The following is a 24,253-nucleotide window of genomic DNA, read 5'->3' on the forward strand; positions in this document are numbered from 1 at the left end:
GCTCATGTACGAACAGTTCTACGGCTTCAGCGGGCGCCCCTTCCAGCTGACCCCCGATCCGCAATTCTACTTCGAGAGCATCAGCCACCGGAAGGCGATGAGCTATCTCGGCTACGGCCTCGGCCAGGGCGAGGGCTTCATCGTCATCACCGGCGAGGTGGGCGCGGGCAAGTCGACTCTGGTCGCGCACCTGATGGAGCGGATCGACCCGGCGGCGCTCACCGTGGCGCAGGTTGTCACCTCGGCGCTCGACGGGGCGGAGATCGTGCATGTCGTAGCGCAGGCCTTCGGCCTTGCGGTCGAGGGCCACGACAAGGCCGGCGCGCTGGGCGCGATCGAGCGTTTCCTCCAGGACGAGGCCCGCGCCGGTCGCCGCTGCCTGCTGGTGGTGGACGAGTGCCAGAACCTCGAGCTGACCGCGCTCGAGGAACTGCGGATGCTGTCGAACTTCCAGCTCGGCTCGCACCCGCTGCTCCAGAGCCTGCTGCTCGGCCAGCCCGAGTTCCGGCGCACCGTGGCCCATCACCCCGGGCTCGAACAGCTGCGCCAGCGGATCATCGCCTCGCACCACCTCGAGGCGCTCGATGCCTCGGAGGTCGAGGACTATGTCTGCCACCGCCTCGCCCATGTCGGGTGGAACGGCCGCCCCGGCTTCGAGGCGGGGCTGCTCGATGCGCTCTATCGTCAGACCGGCGGCATTCCGCGCCGGGTGAACCAGGTGATGAACCGCCTGCTGCTGCTCGGCGCGATCGAGGAGCGCGGCGAGCTCAGCCTCGGCATGCTCGACGACGTGATCGCCGAAATGGCCGCCGACCAGAACCGCGGCGCGCGCGCCGGCAGCGACCTGCGCAGCGCGCCCGCCGCCGCCGCCGCGCCGCAGGGCAGCCTGCCCGCGACCGAGGTCGCCGCGCTGCTCGCCGAGCGCGATGCCCGCACCGCCGAGCTCGAAGCGGCGATCGGCGAATTGCAGGCGGCCGGCCTCGGCCAGCGTCCGGCACCGGGCGAGGGCGTCTCGCCGGAGGATGCAGCCCTTGCCGAAGCCCGTCTCGCCGCCGCGCTCGAGCGGATCGAGGCGCGGCTCGAGGAGCAGGAGCAATCCTTCCGCCACGTGCTCACCATGCTGATCGAGTGGCTCGAGGAAGACCCGTCGCGCAGGGCCGCCTGAGGCCATGAACGCTCCCTTTCCCGATCCCTCCGGCATCGCGTCTGCCGCCCCCGGAATCGTCAACGGCCTGTCGGTCGATGTCGAGGACTGGTTCCAGGTCGGCGCCTTCGAGAACGTGATCGCGCGCGGCGAGTGGGATTCGATCAAGACCCGCGTGGAGGACAATGTCTACCGCGTGATCGACCTCTTCGCCGAGGCCGATGTCACCGCGACCTTCTTCACGCTGGGCTGGGTCGCCGGGCGTCATCCCAACATGATCCGCCGCATCGTCGATGCCGGGCACGAGATCGCCAGCCACGGCTATGACCATGCGCGGGTCTTCACCTTCAGCCGCAGGGAATTCGCCGAGGATATCCGCAAGGCGCGTGCGATCATCGAGGACTGCGCGGGCGTAGCCGTGACCGGCTACCGCGCGCCGAGCTTCTCGATCGATCACCGCACTCCCTGGGCCTTCGCCGAGCTGGCCGAGCAGGGCTATGCCTATTCCTCCAGCGTGGCGCCGGTCGTGCACGATCATTATGGCTGGCCCGAAGCGCCGCGCTTCACCTTCCGCCCGCTGCCGTGGTCCTCGATGATCGAGATCCCCGTGACCACCGCGATCCTCGGCGGCCGGCGCGTGGCGGCGGGGGGAGGGGGCTTCTTCCGGGTGCTGCCCTATGGCTTTTCGCGCTGGGCGATCCGGCAGGTGAACCGCCGCGACCGGCGCCCGGCGGTGTTCTATTTCCACCCCTGGGAGGTCGATCCCGACCAGCCCCGCGTCGGCCATGCGCCGCTGCGTTCGCGCTTCCGGCACTACACGGGCCTCGCCAAGATGGCGGGCAAGCTGCGCGAGCTCGTCCACGAATTCCGCTGGGGCCGGATGGACCTCGTCGCCCACCGCGAGGCGGCAAGAGCGGAGGATCTGGTGCTGCCGGAGGCGGCGGAATGAACGCGCCGGTCAGGGCCGCGACGACGCTGCGACCGCTCGACTTCCGCGATGCGGGCGAGGTGCGGCGGATCGAGGGCTTCCTCGCCGAGGCGTGCGGGAGCCTGTTCCACCGCCCGGCCTGGCTGCGCGCCGTGGAAGCCGGCACCGGCCAGCGCGCCTCCGGGTTCGTGGCGGAACGGCTCGGCACGGTGACAGGCTGGCTGCCGCTGACCGAGGTGCGCTCGGCGCTGTTCGGCAAGGCGCTGGTGTCGAGCGGCTTCGGGGTCGGCGGCGGCATCATCGCTGCCAGCGAGGATGCCGCGCGCGCGCTTGCCGAGGCGGCGCAGGCCCATGCCATGCGCGGGGGTTTTGCCGGGATCGAACTGCGCGGCGGACCGGTGCCCGAAGGCTGGGACAGCTGGTCCGACAAGCATTGCGGTTTCGAACGCGGGCTTGCCGCCGACGACGAGGCGGAACTCCTCGCCATTCCCCGCAAGGCGAGGGCTGAGGTGAGGAAGGGGTTGGGCTTCGGCCACCGCATCACCATCGGCCGCGGGCGGGACGATCTCGCGGCGCACTACGCCTGCTATGCCGCGAGCGTGCGCAATCTCGGCACCCCCGTGTTCCCGCGCACGCTGTTCGCCGCGATGCTCGACGCCTTCTCCGAGAACAGCGACATCCTCACCGTGTGGCAGGGCGAAACCCCGCTGGCGAGCGTGCTGAGCTTCTACCACGAGGGCGCGGTCATGCCGTTCTGGGGCGGCGGGATCTTCGCCGCGCGCGCGGCGCGGGCCAACGAGGTGATGTATTACGAGCTGATGCTCCACGCCCGCCGTCAGGGCATGGACCGCTTCGATTTCGGGCGCTCGAAGACGGGCAGCGGACCCTTCGCCTTCAAGAAGAACTGGGGCTTCGAGCCGCAGCCGCTCACCTATGCGGGGTGGACCGCGCCGGGGCAGCCTGCGCGCAACATCGACCCCACCGACGCGAGCTATTCGCGCAAGATCGAATTGTGGAAGAAGCTGCCGCTGCCGGTGGCGAACACGCTGGGGCCGTGGATCGCGCGCGGACTGGCGTGATGGGGGGCATCCTTTTCCTCGCCCACCGCGTGCCCTTTCCGCCCGATCGCGGCGACCGCATCCGCTCGCACCACCTGCTGAAGGCGCTGGCGCGGCTCGGGCCGGTCCATGTCGGCTGCTTCGCGAACGAGGACGGCGGGGGCGAGGATGCGCTCGCCGCCTTGGCGGCCTCGGCTTGCGTCGTGGCGCGCACCATGCCGCTGCCGCTTGCCGGGGTGCAGGCGGTGCTTTCGGGCAAGCCGGTCAGCCTCACCGCCTTCCACAGCCGCCGACTGAACGAATGGGTGCGCGCGACCATCGCCCGCGAGGCGATCGAGGCGATCGTCGTCTTCTCCGGGCAGATGGGGCAATACGTCCCCGATGACTTTGCGGGGCGCGTCATCGTCGACCTGTGCGATGTCGACAGCGCCAAGTTCGAATCCTACGCCGCCGCGGGCGAGCGCGTGTGGCTCAACGCCCGCGAGGCGCGGCTGCTTGCCGCCGAGGAGGAGCGTCTGGGACGCCGCGCCAACGCGACGATCCTGATCTCCGGGGCAGAGGCGGCGCTCTATCGCAGGCGGCTCGCCGATCCGGGGCGGGTCGATGTGCAGGTGATCGGCAACGGCATCGACGCCGCCTTCTTCGATCCCGCCGCCGCCGCCCCGCACCCGGCGATCGTGGGCCAGCCGGGTCCGCACTTCGTCTTCACCGGACAGATGGATTACCGCCCCAACGAACAGGCCGCGCTGTGGGTGATCGACGCCCTCCTGCCGCGCCTGCGCGCCGCGCATCCGCAGGCGGTGTTCCACGTCGTCGGCCGCAATCCGACCGCGGCGCTGATGGCCCGCCACGGCGCGCCCGGCATGCATGTGTGGGGCGCGGTGGCGGACGTGCGCCCCTTCATTGCTGCCGCCGATGCGGTGCTCGCTCCGCTTCTGATCGCGCGCGGGGTGCAGAACAAGGTGCTCGAGGCGATGGCGATGGCGCGGCCCGTCATCCTCACCCCAGAGGCCGCGACCGGCATCGCCGCCGAGGACGGCGCGCAATGGCTCGTCGTCCCGCCCGACCCGGAGGCCATGGCCGCGCGGATCGCCGCGCTGCTCGCCGAGCCCGGGGCGGGGCCGCGCATTGGCGCCGCCGCCCGCCGCTTCGTGCTCTCGAATCACGGATGGGACGCGGTGATGACGGCGCCGCTGGCGGAGCTTCTCGGCAGGGCTTGGGGGCAGGGCAGGTGAGCGCGATGCCGCCTGAGACCGCGACCCTCCCGCCCGCACCTGCCGCCGCGGGCCTTCCCGCCGCGTGGCGCGCGCCGCTCGCCGCCCTCGCCCTGGCGGCGCTCGCGCTGGTCGCGGTGACCGCCGGTGCCTGGGGCGCGATGGTCCACCAGTGGTGGAACATCGACACCTACAACCACCTGCTGCTCGTCCCCTTCATCGTGGCCTGGCTGGTGGCCCTGAAGGAGCGCGAGCTTGCCTCCCTCGCCCCGCAGCCCTTCGCGCCCGCCCTCCTCGCGGTGGCAGCTGCGCTCGGCCTGTGGGTTTGGGGCGCGAGGCTGGGCATCGATCTCGTCGCGCAGGCGGGCGCGGTGCTCTCCTTGCAGGCGGCGGTGGTGGCGGTGCTGGGGCTGCGCGTCAGCCTCGTGCTGGCCGTGCCGCTCGCCTTCGCCAGCTTCCTCGTGCCCTTCGGCGACGAGATCATCGCGCCGCTGCAATACCTCACCGCCGACATTGCCATCGCGCTGACCCGCTGGAGCGGCGTCGCGGCGCAGATCGAGGGGATCCATATCCACACCCCCGCCGGCCTGTTCATCGTCGCCGAGGCCTGTTCGGGGGTGAAGTTCCTGATCGCGATGGTCCAGTTGGGCGTGCTGGTTTGCGCCGTCCGCTTCGAGCAGTGGCGGGTCCGGATCGCCTTCATGGCCGCCTGCATTATCGTCCCGATCCTCGCCAACGGGGTGCGCGCCTTCGCGACGATCTGGGTCGCGCAGGTCATCGGCGCCGAGCGGGCGACCGGGTTCGACCACATCGTCTATGGCTGGATCTTCTTCGCAATCATCGTCGCGCTGCTGCTCGGGGCGGCATGGCGCTTCGCCACGCGCGAGCCCGAGACACATGGCTGGCCGCTCGCCGCCATCGCGGGGTGGCGCTGGGTCGCGCGCGCCGAGGCCTTCCGGATTGCGCCCATCGGCGCGGTGCTTGCGATCATCGCCCTTGCCGCGATTGCCGCGCTCGGCCTGCTGCTCTAGGCCAGACGTCGCGATGTGCGGGATTGCCGGGATATTCCATGCCGAAACCCCCAAGCCGGTCGACCCTGCGCGGGTCGAGCGGATGTGCGACGCGCTCGCACATCGCGGGCCGGACGGCGCGGGCGTGTGGACCGACCGCGGGGTGGGCCTCGGGCACCGGCGCCTCTCGATCATCGACCTCGCCGGTTCCCCGCAGCCGATGCATTCCGCCGACGGCCGGGCGGTGATCGTCTTCAACGGCGAGATCTACAATTTCCGCGAATTGCGCCGCGAACTGGAGCAGGCGGGCTTCACCTTCCGCACCTCGGGCGACACCGAGGTGATCCTCGCCGCCTACCAGCGCTGGGGCGTGGACTGCCTCGCGCGGCTCGACGGGATGTTCGCCTTCGCGCTGTTCGACCGCGACACGCGCCGCCTGCTGCTCGCCCGCGACCGCTTCGGGGTGAAGCCGCTGTTCTGCGCACACCTCTCGGACGGCTCCATCGCCTTCGCCTCGGAACTGAAGGGCCTCCTCGCCCACCCGCAGCTGCGCCGCCGGGTCAACCCGCAGGCGATCGAGGCCTACATGGCCTGGGGCTACGTGCCCGACAGCCATGCGATCCTCGCCGGGGTCGAGAAGCTGCCCGCCGGCCACTTCTGGCTGATGGAGCAGGGCAAGGCGCCCGGGCGGCCGCAACGCTGGTGGGACATCGACTTCACTCACCGCGAGCGTGGGAGCGAGGCCGATCTCTCCGCCCAGCTCGTCCACCTGCTGCGCGAGGGCGTGCGTTCGCGGATGGTCGCCGATGTCCCGCTCGGCGCCTTCCTGTCGGGCGGGGTCGATTCGTCGGGCGTCGTCGCGCTGATGGCCGAGGCGAGCGCCCAGCCGGTGCAGACCTGCTCGATCGGCTTCGACGTCGCCGCCTATGACGAGACCTCCTACGCCCGCCAGGTCGCCGCCAGGTTCGGCGCCGACCATGCCGAGCGGATCGTCGCGACCGATGATTTCGCCGCCATCGACAGCCTCGCCGCGATGTTCGACGAGCCCTTCGCCGATGCCTCGGCGCTGCCCACCTGGCGCGTGTGCCAGCTGGCGCGCGAGCGGGTAACGGTGGCGCTGTCGGGCGACGGGGCGGACGAGGCCTTCGCCGGATACCGCCGCCAGGTCTTCCACCACCACGAGGAGCGGGCGCGTTCGGTGCTCCCTGCCGCTTTGCGCGCGCCGCTGTTCGGTGCGCTGGGCCGCGCATGGCCCAAGGCTGACTGGGCCCCGCGCCCCTTGCGCGCCAAGTCGACCCTGCTGGCGCTCGCGGAGAGCGGAGAAGAGGGCTATGCCCGCGGCCTCTCGGTGACCCTGCCGGGCGCGCGGGCCGCGCTCTATTCCGACAGCTTCGCCGCCAGCCTCGCCGGTTTTCGCGCCGAGGACGAGCTGATCGCCCTGATGCGCACCGCCCCCGGGCGCAGCGGGCTCGACCGCGCGCAATATGCCGACCTCACCTTCTGGATGCCCGGCGACATTCTGACGAAGGTCGACCGCACCAGCATGGCGGTGAGCCTCGAGGCGAGGGAGCCGCTGCTCGACCATCGCCTCGTCGAATTCGCCGCGCGCCTGCCCGAGGGCATGCGGGTGCACGGGTCCGTGGGCAAGCACCTGCTCAAGAAGACGCTCGAACGCTACCTGCCGCACGACATCCTCTACCGGCCCAAGCAGGGCTTCGTCACGCCCATCGCCGAATGGCTGAGGGGGCCGCTCGCCGGGGCTTCGCGGGGGATCGCGACCGGGAGCCTAGCCCAGACGGGGTTCTTCGATGCGAAGGCGATCGCCGCGCTGGCCGAGGCGCATATCGCGGGCCGCGCCGACCATTCGCGCACCTTGTGGCAGCTCTTGATGCTGGAGAAGTCATTGGGCCAGCTCGGGGTGAGCGGCTGACCCGTTTCCAATTCCGTTCGTGCTGAGCTTGTCGAAGCACCGCACTTTCTTCCTGGCTTTGCAAGGAGGAGAAAAACGGCCCTTCGACAAGCTCAGGGCGAACGGGTTGGGGTGCTAATCCTCGGTCCCGTGGCCCTTGGCCATGTAGTCGGCGCTCTGCATTTCGTTCAGGCGGCTCACCGTGCGCTCGAATTCGAAGGCGCCGTCGCCCGCCTGATATAGCTCTTCGGGCGCGGCCGCGGCGGTGACGAACAGCTTCACGCGGTGTTCGTAGAGCGCGTCGATCAGTTTGGTGAAACGGATCGCCTCGTTGCGGTTCTCCGGGCCCATGCGCGGGATGCCGACGAGGATCACGGTGTGGAAAGCCTGCGCTACGGCGAGGTAATCGGCCGCCCCGCGGTTCTCGGCGCACAGCTTCTTGAAGCTGAACACGCCCACGCCCTTGAGGCTCTTGGGCACGTGGAGCGTGCGCCCGCCGCCGAGGTCGAGGGTGCCGCTCGGGACGTTGGCGGCATCCTCGGGCGCGAAGTCGGTGAGGCGAAAGAAGGCCTCGCGCACCTGCGCGGTCGCTGCGTCCCCCAGCGGCGCGTGCCACATCGCGAGGCCGCCGATGCGGTCGAGCCGGTAGTCGGTCGGGCCGTTGAGCGAGAGAACGTCCATCCGCGCCTCGACCAGATCGATGAAGGGCAGGAACAGCGAGCGGTTGAGCCCGTCCTTGTAGAGATCGCGCGGGGGCCGGTTGGAGGTGGTGACGATCACCGTGCCCGCCTCCATCAGCGCGGTGAAGAAGCGGCCCATGATCGCGGCGTCGGCGGTGTTGGTGACCACCATTTCGTCGAAGGCGAGGCATTTGAGCTTGGCGCCCATCGCCTGCGCCACCGCGATCAGCGGGTCGCCGCGTTCGGCCTTGCGTTCCGCAGCGACGAGGCGATCGACTTCGAGCATGAAGGCGTGGAAGTGGACCCGGCGCTTCTTCTCGATCCCGAGCGTCTCCACGAACAGGTCCATCAGCATCGACTTGCCGCGCCCGACACCGCCCCACAGGTAAACTCCGCGCGGATCCGGGGCAGGTTGCTTTCCGAAGAGCTTGCCGAACAGTCCGGCCGCGGGCGGCGGGGCCTCGAGCTCGTCCTGCAACCGCGCCAGCCGCTCCGCCGCCGCCCGCTGGTCGGGGTCGGCGCGCAGCTCGCCGCTGGCGATCAGCGCGTCGTAGCGGGCGAGCAACCCCGGCACATTAACCGCGCGGCTGCATCTTGCGCACGATGCCCGAGAAGCTGGCGACGGTATCCTCGCCTTGCACCACCATCCCGCGGATGAAGACCAGCTTGCCGGTCTCGCGCACGATCTCGGTGACGGCATCGAGTGGACGCTGCGGATCGCCGCCGCCGACGAACTGGGTCGAGAGCTCGAGCGTCACCGAGGGTCCGGCATTGCCGGTGCCGATGCGGTGCATGGTGACGAACAGGGCGATGTCGATCAGCGACAGCGTCACCGCGCCGTGGATCACCCCTTGCAGGTTCATGTGCCGCCGCTCGGGGAACATGCGCAGGCGCGCCTTCCCGTCCTCGTCGACGCGGGTGATGAGCTTGCCCATCACCGCGCCGTTGAACAGCGTCTCGTCCTTGAGGTTCCAGTGGTGCCAGCCCGGATTGTCCGGGTCCGGCCCGTGTTCGAACACGTCGTCCTTGAAGCTCACCGGATCAGATCGCGCGCTCTGCCATCATCTTCTTGGTCTCGGCGATCGCCTTGGCCGGCGAGAGGCCCTTGGGGCACACGTTCGCGCAGTTCATGATGGTGTGGCAGCGATAGAGGCGGAAGGGGTCTTCGAGGTCGTCGAGCCGCTCGCCGGTCATCTCGTCGCGGCTGTCGGCGAGCCAGCGATAGGCCTGGAGAAGGATCGCCGGCCCGAGGAACTTGTCGGAGTTCCACCAGTAGCTCGGGCAGCTCGTCGAGCAGCAGGCGCACAGGATGCACTCGTAGAGCCCGTCGAGCTTCTCGCGCTGTTCGGGCGATTGCAGGCGCTCCTTGCCCGAAGGGGTCGGGCTGACGGTCTGGAGCCACGGGCGGATCGAGGCATACTGGGCGTAGAAATGGGTGAAGTCGGGCACGAGGTCCTTGATCACGTCCATGTGCGGCAGCGGGGTGATGCGGATCTCGCCCTTCAGGTCCTCGATCGCGGTGGTGCAGGCGAGGCCGTTCTTGCCGTTCATGTTCATCGAGCACGACCCGCAGATCCCCTCGCGGCACGAGCGGCGGAAGGTCAGCGTCGGGTCGATCTCGTTCTTGATCTTGAACAGGGCGTCGAGAACCATCGGCCCGCATTCGTCGAGATTGATCTCGAACTTGTCGTAGCGGGGGTTCTGGCCGGAGTCGGGATCGTAGCGGTAGATCTTGAACGACTTCACGCGGCCGCCCGATGCCTTGTGCACCTTGCCGTTGGCACTGATCTTGGAATTCTTGGGGAGAGTGAAGGTCGCCATGAACTGATCCCGGTTTCGAATTGCACCCTATCTAGCGGCATCGCGCGCCCGCGCAAGCGGGCGGTGTTGCACGCTTTCGCACAGGGGTTGAATGCGCCTCACACGGTGGAACCATGCGCGGGTCCGCGCGCTTTGAGCAGCAATGGCACAGAGCGGACAAGTATCGGAAAAGGTAGCCTGCTTCCCGCGGGTGGCGGCGGTGTTCGGGGCGAGCGGCGGGATCGGCGCGGCGCTCTGCGCGGGGCTGGCGGCGGGCGGAACCGAGGTGATCCATGCGGGATCGCGGCGGGGGGAGGGGCCGCAGGGGCCGGCGATCCGTCCCTTCGCATTCGACCTCGCGGACGAAGCGAGCATCGCCGCCGCCGCAGTAGCGATGAAGGATGCCCCGCCCGAATGGGTGATCATCGCCACCGGCGTGCTGACCCTGGCGGACGGCACCGGACCGGAGCGGAGCTACAAGCGGCTCGATCCCGCCGCGATGGCCGAGGTCTTCGCATTGAACACCATCGGCCCGGCGCTGATCGCCAAGCACATGCTGCCCCTGATGCCGCGCGGGCGGGCCTTCACCCTCGCGGCGCTTTCGGCGCGGGTCGGGTCGATCGGCGACAACCGCCTCGGCGGATGGCATTCCTACCGGGCGAGCAAGGCGGCGCTCAACATGCTGCTGCGGAACTTCGCGATCGAGATGGCGCGCACCCATCCCGATAGCGTGATCGTCGGGCTGCACCCGGGCACGGTCGACAGCGCGCTGTCGGCGCCGTTCCAGTCCGGGCTGCCCGAGGGTCAGCTGACCGCGCCGGATTCCGCTGCCGCCAACCTCCTCGGGGTGCTGGCCGGCCTCGGTCCCGCGGATTCCGGGCGCGTATTCGACTTCCGGGGCGCCGAGGTTCCCGCCTGATCGCGCTTCCCTTGCGGCGCCGAGCGGCTAGACTGCGACCGCAGGGAGGCGGGGAATGGGGATCAAGAGCTGGTACGAGGCGAACATCATGCCGCGCCTCATCACCTGTGCCTGTTCGCAGGGGCAGGTGATGAAGCGCCGCGCGGCGGTGGTGCCCCGCGCGCGGGGCGATGTGTTCGAATTGGGGTGCGGCGGCGGGATCAATCACGCCTTCTACGACCCCGCGGCGATCACTTCCTATGCCGGGATCGACCCGCACGAAGGGTTGCTCGACGGCGCGCGGGCGGCTGCGCGCGAGAAGGGCTGGGCGGCGGACCTCAGGCAGGGGCGGGGCGAGGCGATCCCCTTCGCCGATGACAGCTTCGACTGCGTGGTGTGCACCTTCACCCTGTGCTCGGTCGAGGACCCCGCGCAGGTCATGGCCGAACTGCGCCGGATCCTGCGTCCCGGCGGCGAGGCGCTGTTCCTCGAACACGGGCGCGCGCCCGATGCCGCGGTGCGGGGTTGGCAGCAGCGCATTGAACCGGTCTGGAAACGCCTTGCGGGCGGCTGCCATCTGACCCGGCCCATCGCAACTGCGCTGGAAGGCGCGGGTTTCGCGGTGGAGAGGCTGGGCGAGGGCTACACGCCGCAGGCCCCGCGTTTTGCCGGATGGATGGAGTGGGGCGTGGCGCGCAAGCGGGCATGAAAAAGGGCGGGAGAGGTTGCCCGCTCCCGCCCCTTTTTCTGTCCGTTTGCCGATGACCTATTCGCCGAAGGTCCGCTGCCACCAGCCGCGGCGCGGCTTGGCCTCGTCCTTGGCGTCGGCATCCCCGGCGCTGTCCTTGTCCGCCGTCTCGGCCGCTATGGCCTCGGCGGTCTGGGGCGCGTCGTCGGGACCGGCGATCACGGCCATGTCCTCGGCAACCTGCTCGGAGAGCGATTCGGTCGCCTCCGCGGCCGCCGCCTTGGTCTTGCGCGGCGCGCGCTTGCGCTTGGGCTTCTCGGCCGGCGCTTCCGCATCCTCGGCAGGAGCGGCTTCGTCGGCAGCGGCCGCTGCGACTTCGGGCGCGAGTTCGGCCGGCGCTTCTTCGGCGACGACCGGCTCGGCCTCCTTCTTCTTGCGCGGTGCGCGGACGCGCTTGGGCTTGGCGGCGGGCGCTTCCTCGGCTTCGGGAGCGGGTTCGGCTTCCGTTGCAGGCGCTTCGGCCACGGGTTCGGGCTCCGCTTGGGCTTCGGCCTCGTCGCCGGTCACGGCATCGCTGTCGGCCTCGCCCTCGGCGCCCTGCGCACCTTCCTCGGTGCCGTCTTCCGAACGACGCTTGCGTCCGCGACCGCCGCGACGGCGGCGCTTCTTGGGACGACCTTCGCCGTCGTCGCCGGCTTCGGGAGCGGCGGTCTCGCCGTTGTCCTCGCCGTCGGCGTCGATCTCGGTCTCGGTCTCGGCGCTGTCCTCGCCCGCTTCGCCCTCGACGCCATCCTCGCGATCACGGTTGCGGCCACGGCCTCCGCGCCGACGCCGGCGCTTCTTCTTGCGGCCGCCGTCCTCGTCGCCTTCACCGCGTTCGCGGCGCGGCTGACGCTCCTGGCGCTCCTCGGCCTCTTCCTCGGCGAAGTCCTCGTCCTCCTCCTCGGGCAGGTCGTCATCGTCATCGTCGATGATCGGCTCGAACTTGGGCGCGTGGGCCGGGCGCGGGCCCGAGCTCGACACGCTCATCTTCGCGCCTTCGTCCTCGCCTTCCGGCACAACCGACACGGTGACGCCGTAGCGCTGCTCGATCTCGACAAGGTCGGCGCGCTTCTCGTTGAGGAGGTAGATCGCCGCCTCGGTCGAGGCCGCGAGGCGGATGATCGTGCCTTTGCCCTTGGCCGCCTCGTCCTCGATCAGGCGCAGCGCCGAGAGCCCCGCCGAGGAGGCGGTGCGCACGAGGCCGGTGCCGTCGCAATGCGGGCATGGGCGGGTGGTCGCCTCGAGTACGCCGGTGCGCAGGCGCTGGCGGCTCATCTCCATCAGCCCGAAGGAGCTGATCCGGCCGACCTGGATGCGGGCGCGGTCGTTCTTCAGCGCCTCCTTCATCGCCTTCTCGACCTTCCGGACATTGGAGGGGTACTCCATGTCGATGAAGTCGATCACGACGAGGCCGGCCATGTCGCGCAGGCGCAATTGCCGCGCGATTTCCTTGGCGGCTTCGAGATTTGTGTGGAGCGCCGTCGCCTCGATCCCGTGCTCCTTGGTGGAGCGGCCGGAGTTGATGTCGATCGACACCAGCGCCTCGGTCGGGTTGATGATCAGGTAGCCGCCGGATTTCAGCTGCACCATCGGGTCGTACATCGCGCGCAGCTGGTCCTCGGCGCCATAGCGCTGGAACAGCGGCACGGGGTCCGAATAGGCCTTCACCCGCCGTGCGTGGCTGGGCATGAGGAGCTTCATGAAGGCCTTGGCCGACTTGTAGCCTTCCTCGCCCTCGACGACGACTTCCTCGATTTCCTTGTTGTAGATGTCGCGGATCGCGCGCTTGATGAGGTCGCTGTCCGAATGGATCAGCGCCGGTGCGACCGAGGCGAGGGTCTTCTCGCGGATCTCGTCCCAGACGCGGGCTAGGTAGTCGAAGTCGCGCTTGATCTCGGGCTTGGTGCGGCTCATGCCGGCGGTGCGCACGATCAGGCCCATGGTCTTGGGCAGCTTGAGGTCGGAGACCATTTCCTTCAGCCGCTTGCGATCGCTGGTCGAGCTGATCTTGCGGCTGATGCCGCCGCCGCTGGTGCTGTTGGGCATCAGCACGGTGTAGCGCCCGGCGAGGCTGAGATAGGTGGTGAGCGCCGCGCCCTTGTTGCCGCGCTCTTCCTTGACCACCTGCACCAGCAGCACCTGGCGGCGCTGGATCACGTCCTGGATCTTGTAGCGGCGGCGCAGCGCCATGCGCTTGGCGCGCACCTCGTCGACCTGCTTGGCGCGGGCACGGCCGCGCTCGCCGCCCTTGTCACCCTTGCCCTGACGGCGGCGGCCGCGACCGCGACGGCCGCGTTCCTCGCCGCTGTCGCCGTCCCCGGCGGCTTCCTCGCCGCCTTCGTCATCGCCGTTGTCCTCGTCGGCGCTGTCTTCCTCGTCGGAAGCGCCGCCCTCGATCGTGGCGACATCGTCCTTGTCGGAGGTGTCGACTTCTTCGACGCCGTTCTCGGCGAAGTCCTCGGCGAGCGCCTCGCCGCTCTCGTCCTCGGCGTCGTATTCGGCGCCGGGCGCGATGCCCTCGTCCTCTTCCTCGGCGCGCAGGCGTTCCTCTTCCTCGGCGGCCTCGGCTTCTTCGGCCAGCAGCGCGTCGCGATCCGCCTTGGGGATCTGGTAGTAATCGGGATGGATTTCGCTGAAGGCGAGGAAGCCGTGGCGATTGCCGCCGAAGTCGACGAAAGCCGCCTGCAGCGACGGTTCGACCCGGGTTACTTTCGCGAGATAGATATTGCCCTTGATCTGCTTGTGTTCGGCAGATTCGAAATCGAATTCCTCAATCCGGTTGCCTTGCAGAACCGCCACCCGGGTTTCTTCCGGGTGGCGCGCATCGATGAGCATGCGCGTTGCCATTGAATAGTCTCCATGCGCCCGGCCTGGTCCGCGAACGGACGCGAAGGGGGCGCGCATTGTGTGGTGAACCGGCGAGCCCGAAGGCGGTGCCGGAAGGGGAAATCGCGCTGTGAGGGGCAAAGCCGCTCGGCGCGAAGCTCGTGTCTGCGGTGGCGGATGTGCGGGCTAGCGCCGCGCCTTCTCCCGCAACGGCACAGGGGCGCACATGGCGCATCATGCTCGTTGTCCGGGAAAAGCGATCTGTCACTGCATCAACCTGTACTGGACCGGGGAGCGAAGAAAGGAGTGTGCCCCGGCGCAAGAGCCGGGCGCGGGCGCAAGGCTGCGCCATGATCCGGCCTCTATGACAGAACTGCTAGCACTGTGGGGCAAACCCCGCAACTCTATTGCGTTTCCGAGCGCCAAGAACGTAAGCCGCAGCGGCAATGAGCTATCGCACGCTTCTGCTGATCCTCGTGCTGGTGCCGGCCGCGCTGCTGGGCGGGGCGGCGGCGCTGGGGGTGATGATCCCGGTGCCGCATTGGGGGCGCGACTATGTGCTGCGCTTCGTGCTCGACGAGGGGCAGGCGCCGGTCGAGCTGCCGCCGGTCGCCGGCCCGTCCGATCCCTCGCGCCCGCTGGTGGTGATCGATGCGGGCCATGGCGGGCGCGATCCCGGCGCGATCGGGACCGACGACCAGGGCCGGCGCTTCCGGGAGAAGGACATCACGCTCGCCCTCGCGCTCGCGCTGCGCGACGAGCTGCTGCGGCAGGGCGGCATCCGCGTCGCGCTGACCCGCGCCGACGATCGCATCCTGCCGCTGGCGCACCGTCCCGAGATCGCCCGGCGGCTCGAGGCCGACCTGTTCATCTCGGTCCATGCCGATTCCGCCGGCGAGAACGCCGATGTCGCCGGGGCGAGCATCTATACCTTGTCGGACGAGGCCTCGAGCGAGGCGGCGGCGCGGTTTGCTGCGCGCGAGAACGATGCCGACCGGCTGAACGGCATCGCCATCGACGGCGAAAGCGCAGCGGTGAGCGCGATCCTCGTCGGATTGTCGCAGCAGCGCACCCTTGAGGATTCGATCGCCTTTGCGAGCATTGTGATGCGTGAGGGGGAGGGCGCGCTCGCCTTCGTCCCCCAGCCGCGCCGTTCGGCCTCGCTGGCGGTGCTGCGCGCGCCCGATGTGCCCTCGGTGCTGTTCGAGAGCGGATTCGTCACCAACCTCACCGATCGCGCGCGGCTCACCACGCCCGAGGGCAGGGCGCAGTATGCCGCGGTGCTGGCCCGGGCGATCCGGGTACATTTCGCCCGCCGCCGCGAGACGGCGCCGGGCGGCGGATAGGTTCGCAAAGCGGCTAGCCTTGGCCGAGCCTCGCGTGCTAGTTGCCCCCGGTCCATGACCGAGCCTGCCCCCGCCCCCGACCAGACTTCGACCTGGGCCTATCTGCGCTACCGCGTGAACCGCGATGTCGGCGGCGCGCTGGAGTGGTTCCGCGCGCGCTGGCGCGAGAGCCGGCTGTTCAAGGCGGTGGCGATCGCCTTCGGACTGTTCCTCGCCCTGTGGATCGCGGTCTTCGTGTGGCTGGCGAGCGACCTGCCCGAGGCCGAGGCGCTGCTCACTTACGAGACACCCCTGCCCACCGTGGTGCGCGGCTATGATGGCGAGATCGTCCATTCCTATGCCCGCGAGCGGCGGGTGCAGCTGCAATATGCCGACTTCCCGCAGAAGCTGATCGAGGCCTATCTGTCCGCCGAGGACAAGACCTTCTTCAGCCACGGCGGCATCGACTTCTTCGGCACCGCCAACGCCGTGTTCGACTATGCGCGCAAGGCCGGCACGGGCGAGCGCGCGGTGGGCGGATCGACCATCACCCAGCAGGTCGCCAAGAACCTGCTGCTGGGCGACGAATATTCCGTCACCCGCAAACTGAAGGAAATGATCCTCGCCGGGCGCATCGAGCAGGTGCTGACAAAGCAGGAGATCCTCGAGCTCTACTTGAACGAGATCCCGCTCGGGCGGCGCTCCTTCGGGGTCCAGGCGGCGGCGCGGGCCTATTTCGACAAGGACGTGGACGCGCTCGAACTGCACGAGATGGCCTTCCTCGCGATCCTGCCCAAGGCGCCGGAACGCTATGGCCGCAAGGGGCAGGAACAGGCCGCGCTCGACCGGCGCAATTTCGTGCTCGGCCAGATGGAGGCGAACGGCTTCATCACCGGTTCCGAGCGGCGCGCGGCGGCGGCGAGGCCCCTCGGGCTCGTCACCCAGCGGCGCGAACGCAGCGTCGATGCGGGCTATTTCCTCGAAGAAGTGCGCCGCGAGCTGATCGAACGTTTCGGCGAGACCGCGGAGGAGGGGCCGAACTCGGTCTATGCCGGCGGGCTTTGGGTGCGAACGAGCCTCGATCCCGACATGCAGCTGGCCGCGCGCGACGCGCTGCGCGAAGGGCTGCTGCGCTATCACGGCGGGCGCGCATGGGCGGGGCCCATCGCGACGATCGACGTGTCCGAGGGCAATTGGGCGAGCCAGCTGCAATCCTCGCCGCTCGGCATCAGCTACAAGGACTGGCGCGTGGGCGTCGTCACCCAGCGCAGCGGACAATCGGCGCAGATCGGCTTCTCCGATGGCACCGAGGCGCCGCTCGGCAACCTGCCCAACGCCCTCAAGGCGGGCGACGTCATCGCCGCCAGCCCCTCGGGCAATGGCTGGAACGTCCGCACCATTCCCGAGGCGCAGGGTGCGCTGGTGGTCGAGAGCGCGCAGACCGGCCGGGTGCTGGCGATGCAGGGCGGGTTCGACCACCGCCTGTCCGATTTCAACCGCGCCACGCAGGCCAATCGCCAGCCGGGTTCGACCATCAAGCCCTTCGTCTATGCGGCGGGCCTCGACACCGGCATGACCCCCTCGACCCAGGTCGATAACTCGCGCTTCTGCTACTACCAGGGCGCAAACCTCGGCGAGAAGTGCATCCGCGGCTCGGGCAGCGGCGGGCAGCACCCGATGCGCTACGGCCTCGAGCAGTCGCAGAACATCATGACCGTGCAGATCGGCATGACCGCTGGCATGAACAATGTCGTGCAGGGGATCGAGAAGCTCGGGATCGGCAAGTTCGCGGCCTATCCCTCGACCGCGCTCGGGGCGGGCGAGACGACGCTCGTGAAGATGGTTGCCGCCTATTCCGCGCTCGCCAACCACGGGCGGCTCAATCCGCCGACGGTGATCGACTACGTGCAGGACCGCCGCGGCAAGGTGCTGTGGCGCGCCGACAACCGCGAATGCCGCGGCTGCAACATGGCGCAGTGGGACGGCAAGCCGATGCCGCGCTTCGGGGTCAAGGGCACGCAGGCGATGGATGCGCGCACTGCCTTCCAGGTCATGCACATGCTGCGCGGCGCGGTGAGCCGCGGCACGGCGACCGTGCTCAACCCGCTCGGCCTGCCGCTGTTCGGCAAGACCGGCACCACCACCGGCCCCAAGGACGTGTGGTTCATCGGCGGCACGCAGGCGATGATTGCGGGCGCCTATGTCGGCTTCGACCAGCCCCGCAACATGGGCGGCTATGCCTATGGCGGCACCATCGCCGCGCCGATCATCAAGAGCCTGATCGAGAAGACCCGGGACAAGTGGTCCGATCTTCCCGCCGTCGCGCCCGCAGGGGTGCGGATGGTCCGGGTCGATCGCCGTTCGGGCAAGCGCGTCTTCGAGGGCTGGCCGACCGACGATCCCAGGTCAGCGATCATCTGGGAAGCCTTCAAGCCCGACACCGAACCCGAACGCTACACCCGGCAGGATGCCATCGCCGCCAAGCGCAACGAGATCCTCGCGCTGATCCGCGCCGGACGCCAGAACGCCGAGAGCGCGGTGGTCGATGCCCCGGCGGACGACGTGGAATACGAAGAGGGCGGGATCGACTGATCCGGGCCGGAACCGCCCGCGCCCATCGGAGGTTTGACAGACATGACACGCCGCATCCTTGCCCCGCTCGCCGCGCTTGCCCTGACCGGGCTTGCCGCCGTCCCTCTCGCCACCGCCTCGGCCGAACTGCCGACGGGCGCGAAGGCCCCGGCCTTCTCGACCCGCGCCGCGCTCGCAGGGGAGGAGTTCGGCTTCACCCTCAGCGCCGCGCTCGCGAAGGGGCCGGTGGTGCTCTATTTCTACCCCAAGGCCTTCACCAAGGGCTGCACGCTCGAAGCCAATGCCTTTGCCGAGGCCATGCCGAGCTTCAAGGCCGCAGGGGCGAGCGTCATCGGCATGTCGGGCGACGACATCGCCACGCTCCGGCGCTTCAGCCGCGAGGAATGCCGCGATGCCTTTCCGGTCGGGGTCGCCTCGGCGAAGATCGCCCAGGCCTATGACGTGGCGATGGGCAATTCGGGGCTCACCACCCGCACCTCCTACGTCATCGCCCGCGACGGCCGGATCGTGGCGGTGCATTCCGATGCCGACTACCGCGGCCATGTCGAAAAGACGCTGGCGGCGGTGCGCGCGCTGAAGAAGTGAGGCGGGCGGGGCGCTTTACAATCGCGCCGCCGACGCTAAGCGGTGCCGACTTTTTCGCGTGACTGAAGGATAGACCATGCGGGCCGAGGCCCAGGCTTACATCAACCGGATCGAAGCGGCGCTCGCGCTGGTGCGCCTGTCGCTCGACTGGGAGCGCGCGCTGCGCCGGCTCGACGAGTTGAACGCGCGGGTGCAGGACCCGAACCTTTGGGACAATCCCAAGCAGGCGCAGGCGATCAGCCGCGAGCAGAAGACGCTCGAGACGGCGGTGAACACGGTCAACGAGATCGCCGCCGAGATGGCCGACGCGATCGAATTCATCGAGATGGGCGAGGCCGAGGGCGAGGATGCCATCGTCGAGGATGGCCTTGCCACGCTCGCCGCGCTCGCCGACCGCGCCGATGCCGACAAGGTCCAGGCGCTGCTCTCGGGCGAGGCCGACGGGAACGACACCTACCTCGAAATCCACGCCGGGGCGGGTGGCACCGAAAGCCAGGACTGGGCCGAGATGCTGCTGCGCATGTATGCGCGCTGGGCCGAGCGGCGCGGCTTCAAGGTCGACACGGTCGAATACCAGGCGGGCGAACAGGCCGGCATCAAGTCGGCGACGCTGCTGATCAAGGGCGACGGCGCCTATGGCTATGCCAAGACCGAGAGCGGCGTCCACCGCCTCGTCCGCATCAGCCCCTATGACAGCTCGGCCCGCCGCCATACCAGCTTCTCGAGCGTGTGGGTCTATCCGGTGATCGACGACAGCTTCGAGATCGAGATCAACCCGGCCGATCTCAAGATCGACACCTACCGCGCGTCCGGCGCGGGCGGGCAGCACGTCAACACCACCGACTCTGCGGTGCGCATCACCCACCAGCCGACCGGCATCGTGGTGGCGAGCCAGCAGGACCGCAGCCAGCACAAGAACCGCGAGATCGCGATGAACATGCTCAAGGCGCGGCTCTACGAGGCCGAGATGCGCGCCCGCGAGGAAGCGGCCAATGCCGAGCACTCGGCCAAGAGCGACATCGGGTGGGGCCACCAGATCCGCTCTTACGTGTTGCAGCCCTACCAGATGGTCAAGGACCTGCGCACCGGGGTGGTCTCGACCTCGCCCGACGCGGTGCTCGACGGGGCCATCGATCCCTTCATCTCGGCCGCGCTCGCGCAGCGCGTCACGGGCGAGAAGGTCGAGATCGAGGACGTGGAGTAGGCGCGGATGCGGCTGCGGCATGCAATCATCGCCGGTGCAGGCCTCGTCGGGGCGGCGATGCTCGGTGGCTGCGACGGCCTTGTCCCCGCCGAATCCGCAAGGCCGGAGAGCGCGCTCGCCTTTCCGTCGCCGGACCGGCCGGTCGCCAAGGTCGTCTCGAACCAGTTCTCCAACGAGGATGCCCGCGACGAGCGCAACGAGGCGCAGGTCGTGATGGACCTCGCCAACATCCGCCCGGGCATGACCGTCGCCGACATCGGGGCGGGCGAGGGCTACTACACCGTGCGCCTCGCCGAGCGGGTCGGCGCCGACGGGCGCGTGCTGGCGCAGGACATCAGCCGCGAGGCATTGGACCGGCTCGGCCGCCGGGTCGAGCGCGAGCGGCTCGAGAACATCTCGATCAAGTTCGGCGATGCCGACAACCCGCAGCTTCCGCCCGACAGTTTCGACCGGGTGTTCATGGTGCACATGTACCATGAGGTGACCGAACCCTACGCCTTCCTCTGGAACCTGTGGCCGGCGCTCAATGCCGGTGGGCAGATCGTTGTGGTGGAAAGAGACAGTCCGGTCGGGGGGCACGGCCTGCCGCACACCCTGCTGTTCTGCGAGTTCGAGGCGGTCGGCTACGTCCTGGTCGATTACGCCGAACGCCCTGACATCGAGGGCTATTTCGCCCGCTTCGAACGCGGTCCCAAGCGGGCCGAACCCGAGGCGATCAAGGTGTGCGAGGCGGGCTGAGGCAGGGCGCCCCCCGCAAGGTTGCGGGGCAGGACCTCCCGCACTATGGCAAGTTCATGCAAGATGGCGCCGCTGGGGCGCAAAGGGGATTGTTCATTGTTCAAGGGATTGAGCCCGATCGTCTACGGCGGGCGTGAAGTCTGGCCGCTGGTCGAAGGCGGCAAGGGTGTATCGGCAACCAACCATGCCAGCTCCGGTGCGTGGGCTGCGGCGGGCGGGATCGGCACGGTCAGTGCGGTCAACGCCGACAGCTATGACGAGAACGGCAACGTCATTCCGCAGATCTATCACGGCCGCACCCGCGAGGAGCGCCACCAGGAACTGATCCGCTACGCCATCGAGGGCGCGACCACGCAGGTGAAGAAGGCCTACGAGATCGCGAACGGCAAGGGCGCGATCAACATCAACGTGCTGTGGGAAATGGGCGGGGCGCAGGCCGTGCTCGAAGGCGTGCTCGAACGCACCCGCGGCCTGGTGACCGGCGTCACCTGCGGGGCGGGGATGCCCTACAAGCTTGCCGAGATCGCGGCGCGCTTCAACGTCCACTACCTCCCCATCGTCAGCTCCGCACGCGCCTTCCGCGCGCTGTGGAAGCGCTCCTACCACAAGGTCGCCGAGCTGATGGCGGCGGTGGTCTATGAGGATCCGTGGCTGGCGGGCGGGCACAACGGCCTCAGCAATGCCGAGGACCCGACCAAGCCCGAAGACCCCTATCCGCGCGTCAAGGCGCTGCGCGAAACGATGCGCGCCGAGGGCGTCTCCGACGACGTGCCGATCGTGATGGCGGGCGGGGTGTGGTACCTGCGCGAGTGGGAGAACTGGATCGACAATCCCGAACTCGGAAAGATCGCCTTCCAGTTCGGAACGCGTCCGCTGCTCACCCGCGAAAGCCCGATCCCGCAGATCTGGAAGGACATGCTGCGCACGGTCGAGCCGGGCGACGTGCTGCTCCACAAGTTCTCGCCCACCGGCTTCTATTCGAGCGCGGTCAAGACCCCGTTCCTCTACGACCTGATGCACCGTTCGGAGCGCCAGATCCCGTTCTTCAAGCGCGGCGAGGAGGAAGGCACGGTCCAGCTCGGCGAGGAGGGCAAGGCCCGCAATTTCTGGGTGCGACCCGAGGACAAGGCCCGCGCCGAGATGTGGATGCGCGCCGGTCACACCGAGCCGCTCAAGACCCCCGACAACACCATCGTCTTTGTCACGCCGGACTCGCGCGACACGATCCGCAAGGACCAGCAGGACTGCATGGGCTGCCTGTCGCATTGCGGATTCTCGGCGTGGAAGGACCACGACGACTACACCACAGGGCGTCTGGCCGACCCGCGCAGCTTCTGCATCCAAAAGACGTTGCAGGACATCGCCCACGGCGACGATCCGGACAAGAACCTCGCCTTCGCGGGCCACGCGGCCTACCGCTTCAAGACCGACCCCTTCTTCTCGAACGGCTACACGCCGAGCGTGGGGGAACTGGTCGAGCGGATTTTGACGGGGGATTGAGGCGGGGCGGGGCGCCTAGCCCCGCACCAGCGCCGTCAGCACCTGATCGGGCGGGCGGTGGCCGTCGGCCCACATGCGGATGTTGGCGATGACCTTGTGGCCCGAATCCTCGCGGCCCTCTGCCGTGGCACTGCCGATGTGCGGCAGGGTCATGACATTGGGATGATCGATCAACCGGCGGTCGACGTTCGGCTCGTCTGGATAGACATCGAGGCCGGCGCCCGCGAGGTGGCCCGATTGCAGTGCCGCGATCAGCGCCTCCTGATCGAGCAATTCGCCGCGCGCGGTGTTCACGATGCTGCTGCCGGGCTTCATCAGCGCGATCCGCCGCGCGTCGACGAGGTGGCGGGTCTCCTCGGTCAGCGGGCAGTGGAGGGTGAGGATGTCAGCCTCGGCCATCAGCGCATCGACGCTTTCGACGTGGCGCGCGCCGAGCATCCGCTCCAGCGCCTCGGGCAGGCGTTTGCGGTTGTAATAGGCGATCTCCAGCCCGAAGGCGCGGGCGCGGTGGGCGACGGCCTGGCCGATCCGGCCCATGCCGATGATGCCGAGCACCTTGCCCGCCAGCTTTCGCCCGAGCAGCCCCGAAGGCGTCCAGCCCGTCCACTCGCCGCGCCTGACGAGTGCGGTGCCCTCGCGGATGCGGCGCGGCACCCCGATGATCATCGCCATGGCGAGATCGGCGGTATCGTCGGTGAAGACGCCCGGGGTGTTGGTGACGATGATCTTGCGTTCGGCTGCGGCGGCCAGATCGATATGCTCTGTCCCCGCCCCGAAATTGGCGATGAGGCCCAGCCGCTCGCCCGCGCCCGCGATCAGATCGGCATCGATCCGGTCGGTGACGGTCGGCACCAGCACGTCGCAATCCTGCATCGCCGCGGCGAGCTGGTCGCGCGTCAGCGGCACGTCCGCCTCGTTCAGCACCACGTCGAACAGCTCGCGCATCCGCGCCTCGACGGCGGGCACCAGATGGCGGGTGACGATCACGCGCGCAGGCGCGGCAAGCGGGCGAGGGGGGCGCTGGGTCATGGGCTGTGGGCTAATGCCTGAGGCCCCGCGCGGTCAAGGCGCGGATGTGTCGGCGAGGGTTGAATCCGCAAGGGCTTGGACGCTATCGTCGCGGCGATGAGGGATTTCCGAAAGTTCGCCGCTCCGGGCCTTGCCGCGCTGGCCGCCATGGTCTTCGCCGCCGCTCCGGCATGGGCGCAGGACCGGCAGCTGCCCTACTGGGCGACCTTGCGCTACGACGAGGTCAACATGCGCGTCGGGCCGAGCGTCGAGTATCCGATCACCTGGGTCTACAAGCGCAAGGGCCTGCCGGTGAAGGTGGTGCGCATCCGCGAGGGCTGGCGCCTGGTCGAGGACCACGAGGGCACGCAGGGGTGGATCTCGCAGAACCAGCTCGATCCGGCGCGCGGCGGGATGGTGACCGGCTCCGGCACCGCCGAGGTGCGCGCCGCCGCCTCCGGGGCCGCCGCCATCAAGTGGCGCGCCGCACCGGGCGTTGTCGCGCGGATGAAGAAATGCCGCGAGGGCTGGTGCGAGGTCGATATCGCCGGCCGCCGGGGCTGGATCAGCGCCGCGCGCCTGTGGGGATCGCAGGACCTGCCGGGCGACGAGTAGCGCGCCGCCCGGCCTGTCTGCCGTCCGTCAGCCCGCTGCGGCGGGTGCCGGCTTCACGGTGATGGTCTCGCCGCTGTCCGAGGTTGCGGTGAAGGAACCGTCGGCGCCCGGCGCGCTTTCGGTCCAGCATTCGGGCTTCGCGCCCTCTTCCTTGCCGGTGAAGCAGGTCTTCCCGTCGACCACCGCCCAGGTGCCTTCCGCGACCGTTCCGTCCGCGGCGGTATCCGTGAAGGTGCCGTCGGCGTTGAGCACGCTGGTGGCTGTGGTGCCGTCGGCGGTGACGACAGTGTAGGTGCCCGCGGCCGATCCGTTCGCCGTGGTCGCCGCAGCCGCTTCGGGCGCGGCCACGGTCTCTTCCGCGGCAGGCTCGCTCGGTGCCGGCTTGCTGCAAGCCGCAAGCAGGCCGAGGCCCGCGATGATCGCCAATTTCTTCATGATGTTTCCCCCTCTGGTCTTGCGACCCGGAAGGGGGTGTATCACGAAGGTTGG

Annotated in this window: 21 protein-coding genes; 15 read left to right on the forward strand and 6 right to left on the reverse strand. The window is 69.2% G+C overall.

Features of this window, described 5'->3' with window-relative positions:
* Positions 1-4: 4 nt before the first annotated feature.
* The 6 genes from ACMX37_RS07185 to ACMX37_RS07210 are packed head-to-tail and all read left to right on the forward strand — an operon-like array spanning position 5 to position 7,284.
* On the forward strand, positions 5-1,165 hold the full coding sequence (locus tag ACMX37_RS07185) for an XrtA/PEP-CTERM system-associated ATPase (RefSeq protein WP_483148173.1): 1,161 nt from the start codon (positions 5-7) through the stop codon (positions 1,163-1,165).
* Between the two features lie 4 nt (positions 1,166-1,169).
* Positions 1,170-2,093: an XrtA system polysaccharide deacetylase gene (locus tag ACMX37_RS07190; RefSeq protein ID WP_483148174.1), complete on the forward strand. Its 924-nt coding sequence runs from the start codon at positions 1,170-1,172 to the stop codon at positions 2,091-2,093.
* Positions 2,090-3,151, forward strand: a complete 1,062-nt coding sequence (locus ACMX37_RS07195) for a FemAB family XrtA/PEP-CTERM system-associated protein (RefSeq protein ID WP_483148175.1) — start codon at positions 2,090-2,092, stop codon at positions 3,149-3,151. The genes ACMX37_RS07190 and ACMX37_RS07195 overlap by 4 nt, the downstream gene beginning before the upstream one ends.
* Complete coding sequence (locus tag ACMX37_RS07200) at positions 3,151-4,365, forward strand: TIGR03087 family PEP-CTERM/XrtA system glycosyltransferase (protein WP_483148176.1); 1,215 nt, start codon at positions 3,151-3,153, stop codon at positions 4,363-4,365. The genes ACMX37_RS07195 and ACMX37_RS07200 overlap by 1 nt, the downstream gene beginning before the upstream one ends.
* Positions 4,366-4,370: 5 nt before the next feature.
* Positions 4,371-5,375: an exosortase A gene (gene xrtA / locus ACMX37_RS07205; protein ID WP_483148177.1), complete on the forward strand. Its 1,005-nt coding sequence runs from the start codon at positions 4,371-4,373 to the stop codon at positions 5,373-5,375.
* Between the two features lie 13 nt (positions 5,376-5,388).
* Positions 5,389-7,284 carry an XrtA/PEP-CTERM system amidotransferase gene (locus tag ACMX37_RS07210; protein WP_483148178.1) on the forward strand — a complete coding sequence of 632 codons (1,896 nt, stop codon included), beginning with the start codon at positions 5,389-5,391 and terminating at the stop codon, positions 7,282-7,284.
* A 114-nt stretch (positions 7,285-7,398) separates the two neighbouring features.
* Here ACMX37_RS07210 and zapE read toward each other — a convergent pair whose 3' ends face one another.
* Genes zapE through ACMX37_RS07225 form a run of 3 tightly spaced genes read right to left on the reverse strand, consistent with a single transcriptional unit; the run spans position 7,399 to position 9,764 of the window.
* The gene (gene zapE / locus ACMX37_RS07215; protein ID WP_483148179.1) at positions 7,399-8,517 is read right to left on the reverse strand and encodes a cell division protein ZapE; all 1,119 of its coding nucleotides are present in this window, start codon (positions 8,515-8,517) and stop codon (positions 7,399-7,401) included.
* A 1-nt stretch (position 8,518) separates the two neighbouring features.
* A complete protein-coding gene (locus tag ACMX37_RS07220; RefSeq protein ID WP_483148180.1) occupies positions 8,519-8,980 on the reverse strand; it encodes a PaaI family thioesterase in 462 nt (153 codons plus the stop codon).
* Positions 8,981-8,984: 4 nt separating this feature from the next.
* A complete protein-coding gene (locus ACMX37_RS07225; RefSeq protein WP_483148181.1) occupies positions 8,985-9,764 on the reverse strand; it encodes a succinate dehydrogenase iron-sulfur subunit in 780 nt (259 codons plus the stop codon).
* 142 nt (positions 9,765-9,906) lie between these two features.
* On the opposite strand from ACMX37_RS07225, the gene ACMX37_RS07230 reads away from it, so the two are divergent.
* Positions 9,907-10,662, forward strand: coding sequence for an SDR family NAD(P)-dependent oxidoreductase (locus ACMX37_RS07230; protein ID WP_483148182.1), 756 nt, complete (start codon positions 9,907-9,909; stop codon positions 10,660-10,662).
* 55 nt (positions 10,663-10,717) lie between these two features.
* The gene (locus tag ACMX37_RS07235) at positions 10,718-11,350 is read left to right on the forward strand and encodes a class I SAM-dependent methyltransferase (RefSeq protein ID WP_483148183.1); all 633 of its coding nucleotides are present in this window, start codon (positions 10,718-10,720) and stop codon (positions 11,348-11,350) included.
* 57 nt (positions 11,351-11,407) lie between these two features.
* On the opposite strand, the gene ACMX37_RS07240 is transcribed toward ACMX37_RS07235, so the two are convergent.
* The gene (locus ACMX37_RS07240) at positions 11,408-14,218 is read right to left on the reverse strand and encodes an Rne/Rng family ribonuclease (protein WP_483148184.1); all 2,811 of its coding nucleotides are present in this window, start codon (positions 14,216-14,218) and stop codon (positions 11,408-11,410) included.
* Positions 14,219-14,643: 425 nt separating this feature from the next.
* Here ACMX37_RS07240 and ACMX37_RS07245 point away from each other — a divergent pair, with 425 nt between their 5' ends.
* The 6 genes from ACMX37_RS07245 to ACMX37_RS07270 all read left to right on the forward strand — a co-directional run bounded on the left by ACMX37_RS07245 (position 14,644) and on the right by ACMX37_RS07270 (position 22,141).
* Positions 14,644-15,543 carry an N-acetylmuramoyl-L-alanine amidase family protein gene (locus ACMX37_RS07245; RefSeq protein ID WP_483148185.1) on the forward strand — a complete coding sequence of 300 codons (900 nt, stop codon included), beginning with the start codon at positions 14,644-14,646 and terminating at the stop codon, positions 15,541-15,543.
* Positions 15,544-15,597: 54 nt separating this feature from the next.
* Complete coding sequence (locus ACMX37_RS07250; protein WP_483148186.1) at positions 15,598-18,114, forward strand: penicillin-binding protein 1A; 2,517 nt, start codon at positions 15,598-15,600, stop codon at positions 18,112-18,114.
* A 42-nt stretch (positions 18,115-18,156) separates the two neighbouring features.
* Positions 18,157-18,699: a peroxiredoxin gene (locus ACMX37_RS07255; protein WP_483148187.1), complete on the forward strand. Its 543-nt coding sequence runs from the start codon at positions 18,157-18,159 to the stop codon at positions 18,697-18,699.
* 76 nt (positions 18,700-18,775) lie between these two features.
* Positions 18,776-19,903, forward strand: coding sequence for a peptide chain release factor 2 (prfB, locus tag ACMX37_RS07260; RefSeq protein ID WP_483148188.1), 1,128 nt, complete (start codon positions 18,776-18,778; stop codon positions 19,901-19,903).
* A gap of 6 nt (positions 19,904-19,909) precedes the next feature.
* Positions 19,910-20,641 carry a class I SAM-dependent methyltransferase gene (locus ACMX37_RS07265; RefSeq protein ID WP_483148189.1) on the forward strand — a complete coding sequence of 244 codons (732 nt, stop codon included), beginning with the start codon at positions 19,910-19,912 and terminating at the stop codon, positions 20,639-20,641.
* 63 nt (positions 20,642-20,704) lie between these two features.
* The gene (locus tag ACMX37_RS07270) at positions 20,705-22,141 is read left to right on the forward strand and encodes an NAD(P)H-dependent flavin oxidoreductase (RefSeq protein WP_483148375.1); all 1,437 of its coding nucleotides are present in this window, start codon (positions 20,705-20,707) and stop codon (positions 22,139-22,141) included.
* Positions 22,142-22,156: 15 nt separating this feature from the next.
* On the opposite strand, the gene ACMX37_RS07275 is transcribed toward ACMX37_RS07270, so the two are convergent.
* Positions 22,157-23,170: a 2-hydroxyacid dehydrogenase gene (locus ACMX37_RS07275; protein WP_483148190.1), complete on the reverse strand. Its 1,014-nt coding sequence runs from the start codon at positions 23,168-23,170 to the stop codon at positions 22,157-22,159.
* Between the two features lie 96 nt (positions 23,171-23,266).
* Here ACMX37_RS07275 and ACMX37_RS07280 point away from each other — a divergent pair, with 96 nt between their 5' ends.
* Complete coding sequence (locus ACMX37_RS07280) at positions 23,267-23,764, forward strand: SH3 domain-containing protein (RefSeq protein ID WP_483148191.1); 498 nt, start codon at positions 23,267-23,269, stop codon at positions 23,762-23,764.
* A gap of 27 nt (positions 23,765-23,791) precedes the next feature.
* Here ACMX37_RS07280 and ACMX37_RS07285 read toward each other — a convergent pair whose 3' ends face one another.
* Positions 23,792-24,199: a hypothetical protein gene (locus ACMX37_RS07285; RefSeq protein ID WP_483148192.1), complete on the reverse strand. Its 408-nt coding sequence runs from the start codon at positions 24,197-24,199 to the stop codon at positions 23,792-23,794.
* Positions 24,200-24,253 lie beyond the last annotated feature (54 nt).

It is taken from the genome of Porphyrobacter sp. THAI-01a (genome assembly GCF_056868655.1).

Excerpts from the sequence above, each read along its gene's own strand:
- ACMX37_RS07185 (WP_483148173.1), top strand. The coding sequence starts at position 5 with ATGTACGAACAGTTCTACGGCTTCAGCGGGCGCCCCTTCCAGCTGACC.
- ACMX37_RS07190 (WP_483148174.1), top strand. The coding sequence starts at position 1,170 with ATGAACGCTCCCTTTCCCGATCCCTCCGGCATCGCGTCTGCCGCCCCC.
- ACMX37_RS07195 (WP_483148175.1), top strand. The coding sequence starts at position 2,090 with ATGAACGCGCCGGTCAGGGCCGCGACGACGCTGCGACCGCTCGACTTC.
- ACMX37_RS07200 (WP_483148176.1), top strand. The coding sequence starts at position 3,151 with ATGGGGGGCATCCTTTTCCTCGCCCACCGCGTGCCCTTTCCGCCCGAT.
- xrtA (WP_483148177.1), top strand. The coding sequence starts at position 4,371 with ATGCCGCCTGAGACCGCGACCCTCCCGCCCGCACCTGCCGCCGCGGGC.
- ACMX37_RS07210 (WP_483148178.1), top strand. The coding sequence starts at position 5,389 with ATGTGCGGGATTGCCGGGATATTCCATGCCGAAACCCCCAAGCCGGTC.
- ACMX37_RS07225 (WP_483148181.1), bottom strand. The coding sequence starts at position 9,764 with ATGGCGACCTTCACTCTCCCCAAGAATTCCAAGATCAGTGCCAACGGC.
- ACMX37_RS07230 (WP_483148182.1), top strand. The coding sequence starts at position 9,907 with ATGGCACAGAGCGGACAAGTATCGGAAAAGGTAGCCTGCTTCCCGCGG.
- ACMX37_RS07235 (WP_483148183.1), top strand. The coding sequence starts at position 10,718 with ATGGGGATCAAGAGCTGGTACGAGGCGAACATCATGCCGCGCCTCATC.
- ACMX37_RS07240 (WP_483148184.1), bottom strand. The coding sequence starts at position 14,218 with ATGGCAACGCGCATGCTCATCGATGCGCGCCACCCGGAAGAAACCCGG.
- ACMX37_RS07245 (WP_483148185.1), top strand. The coding sequence starts at position 14,644 with ATGAGCTATCGCACGCTTCTGCTGATCCTCGTGCTGGTGCCGGCCGCG.
- ACMX37_RS07250 (WP_483148186.1), top strand. The coding sequence starts at position 15,598 with ATGACCGAGCCTGCCCCCGCCCCCGACCAGACTTCGACCTGGGCCTAT.
- ACMX37_RS07255 (WP_483148187.1), top strand. The coding sequence starts at position 18,157 with ATGACACGCCGCATCCTTGCCCCGCTCGCCGCGCTTGCCCTGACCGGG.
- prfB (WP_483148188.1), top strand. The coding sequence starts at position 18,776 with ATGCGGGCCGAGGCCCAGGCTTACATCAACCGGATCGAAGCGGCGCTC.
- ACMX37_RS07265 (WP_483148189.1), top strand. The coding sequence starts at position 19,910 with ATGCGGCTGCGGCATGCAATCATCGCCGGTGCAGGCCTCGTCGGGGCG.
- ACMX37_RS07270 (WP_483148375.1), top strand. The coding sequence starts at position 20,705 with ATGGCGCCGCTGGGGCGCAAAGGGGATTGTTCATTGTTCAAGGGATTG.
- ACMX37_RS07275 (WP_483148190.1), bottom strand. The coding sequence starts at position 23,170 with ATGACCCAGCGCCCCCCTCGCCCGCTTGCCGCGCCTGCGCGCGTGATC.
- ACMX37_RS07280 (WP_483148191.1), top strand. The coding sequence starts at position 23,267 with ATGAGGGATTTCCGAAAGTTCGCCGCTCCGGGCCTTGCCGCGCTGGCC.
- ACMX37_RS07285 (WP_483148192.1), bottom strand. The coding sequence starts at position 24,199 with ATGAAGAAATTGGCGATCATCGCGGGCCTCGGCCTGCTTGCGGCTTGC.